This window comes from Nostoc sp. DedSLP03 (assembly GCF_034530815.1).
Taxonomy (GTDB): Bacteria; Cyanobacteriota; Cyanobacteriia; order Cyanobacteriales; family Nostocaceae; genus Nostoc.
The window spans coordinates 1-2,311 of the sequence record NZ_JAVRCK010000212.1; the positions used below are offsets into that span (position 1 = coordinate 1).

Consider the following 2,311-nt stretch of genomic DNA (forward strand, 5'->3'; position numbering starts at 1 on the left):
ATTGTAATTTCACTGCTTCATTGATAGTTGAAGCATTTTTTATTACAAGGTCTATTGCTTTATCAAATGTTCTAGGAGCGCTCATCCCATCATTCTGGTATACGTATTTGAATTTCTGAAAGAATGAAAGCGTACATTCTTTGGTGAGTTGAATAAGTTGTTGAAATCTCTCATCGTCAATTTTCCATTTGTACCTGCTAATAAATAATTCCCTAAAACACTGTTGGGGTTCTTCACCTCTGGCTTTTTTCATACAGCGTTCCATCGCTACAGCTAATTTCTCTGCGGTTTTTGTACCGCGAGAACGAACTTTCTCAAGAAGTTCGTTCGTCGGGGTTGCGTCAACATGAACTTCTTTGAGAAGTTCCTGAGACGTTTCTGAAGAGTTACTGAGGGGTTCTGGAATGCTTGATTTTTCAGGTGTTTCAGGTGAGATGTCCGGCATTTTTTGACCGATATCCGGTATTTTTTGACTGATGTCCGGTTCATTTATGCCTGATATAGCGTCAGAATTGACCGCTGTTTCTTGCTCGTCATCTTTCATCCAAAACTCTTGAATTCGTCTTGCACCGTGCAAGTTTTTAACTAACCAACAGGCTGTTTTGCGATTGTCCGTAGTGCAGGTTTCTCGCTTGAATTCAAATAATCCTGTTGTGTATAAAAGTTGTCTTGCTAGTCTAAAAGCTTTGTCGCCTAATGATGTTGTTAGCTTCATCCATCTACTACCATACTGGTCAGAAGCCCAACATTCATTCCAAAGTGTTTGAACTGTTTTTACTTGATTAACTACCCACTGGATATCGTCAACTGGAATGATACAGTGAGGTTTGTTGAATTTACTTGATGGTTTCTTCTCTTTGTTGCGGTTAATAGGAATTACCCTATTTTGAGAAGAAGAATTAATGACTTCTAAGCTGTTTTCTGGCATAATATTATTAGTTTGATATCAGAAAGCCACCACCGACCTTCTAAATCTGGGTGGCTTTTTGGTTTTTTTTGCGTTAGGTATTCTCGCTCAACTGTCCCTTTGGTGGGCCAAAGTCATCAGGTAAGTCTTGGATCGTCTTACCCTTTGATCGCAGTAAGCGGTCTAAAGCTTTCATTTGAGTCACCGTAAAGGTAGGGACGCTATCTCCTGCTTCCCAACGGCTAATGGTTCTAGCTGTTGTTCCAATGGCGCGTCCAAATTCCTCTTGAGACATATCTAGCTCAAGCCTCAGACTCCGCAATGGGGATTCTCCTTGCTGTTCGTTTCTACTCGGTCTTTTCTTTATCATGATACACGTTCTAGACAAGCTGTCTAGAACGCTTGACAAAAATCATACGTCTAGACATAATGTCTGGTAAGAGGACAACAAAAGACCAGCCAGAAACCTGGCTTGCCAAAGACGGTATTTGACTGGTCTTTTGCTAGTGTCTCACCCACCTGTAAAGCTGCTGTGATCTCTCTCCCCCACGCCTAGACCTTGCGTGGCAAGCATGGAGCAACAACCCGCGCCTTGACCTTGCGCGGACACACCCTTAAGCAACTTTTAACCCGAACTATGGAGGGATAAATCGCTAAAACCCAAGATTATCAATACTTTCACCAAAATAACGGAACTGCGATCGCAGTACTAACACCCGTGCATAGTGCCACTATGCTAGGACGTTGACCCCAGTATGCTCGGACTAAAGCCCGTGCATCATACCCTTATGCACCCACTATGGAAGCACTAGAAGCCACCAATGGCACCACTAAAACAGGACTAAAGACCGACGATAAACCCAAAAAACAAGCAGACAAGCCTAAACGTCACCTGCCATCACTGCCAAGTGCCATCTCAGCCGCAGACATGAACGCTGTGGAATATTCCGCCCTGGCAGACCGGACAGCTGTCGAGTGGTCATCTTTGCAGAACTACGAAATGTTCAGCCTTTCAGCGGATGGGTCATTCCCAATGATTAAAGTCAGCCGCTCGAAGGCAGTTCGCATTGCAGATCGCCAGGTGATGATGGTCGGTTCTGGCCGCTGTTTTCGAGTTTCTTTGTCAAACCATCCAAAAGCCAAAACAAGCCCTAGTTTGCCCTAGAGCTTGTTTGGAGAGACAGATGTCCCTATCAAGCTATTCAAAATTTACCATGAAACCGCTAACACCCAAAGAACAGAAAGTAGTTGACGAATTTGAAAATGCTCGTCCCGGTCTGGGTGCGATCGCAGAAAATAACATCCGCCACAACGACAAAACCGGCTGGGCTGACATCATCGCCGATACCCCAGAATCCGAATTAGTAGCCCGCGAGGGTTTCTCTAGCAATTCGTTCATGTACA

3 protein-coding genes and 1 pseudogene are annotated in these 2,311 nt (G+C 44.2%); 2 read left to right on the forward strand and 2 right to left on the reverse strand.

What is annotated here, in order from left to right; genetic code table 11:
- Both RM368_RS38260 and RM368_RS38265 read right to left on the reverse strand, forming a co-directional pair.
- Positions 1 to 928 (reverse strand): annotated as a pseudogene (locus tag RM368_RS38260) (hypothetical protein); the annotation flags it as partial.
- A gap of 73 nt (positions 929 to 1,001) precedes the next feature.
- Positions 1,002 to 1,277, reverse strand: a complete 276-nt coding sequence (locus tag RM368_RS38265; protein WP_322698895.1) for a helix-turn-helix transcriptional regulator — start codon at positions 1,275 to 1,277, stop codon at positions 1,002 to 1,004.
- A 429-nt stretch (positions 1,278 to 1,706) separates the two neighbouring features.
- On the opposite strand from RM368_RS38265, the gene RM368_RS38270 reads away from it, so the two are divergent.
- On the forward strand, positions 1,707 to 2,072 hold the full coding sequence (locus tag RM368_RS38270) for a hypothetical protein (RefSeq protein WP_322698896.1): 366 nt from the start codon (positions 1,707 to 1,709) through the stop codon (positions 2,070 to 2,072).
- 49 nt (positions 2,073 to 2,121) lie between these two features.
- Positions 2,122 to 2,311: hypothetical protein (locus RM368_RS38275; protein ID WP_322698897.1), on the forward strand; the 190-nt coding region annotated here is incomplete at its 3' end.

Bases quoted from the DNA above. Each gene is read 5' to 3' on its own strand.
- RM368_RS38265 (WP_322698895.1), bottom strand. From the start codon at position 1,277: ATGATAAAGAAAAGACCGAGTAGAAACGAACAGCAAGGAGAATCCCCA.
- RM368_RS38270 (WP_322698896.1), top strand. From the start codon at position 1,707: ATGGAAGCACTAGAAGCCACCAATGGCACCACTAAAACAGGACTAAAG.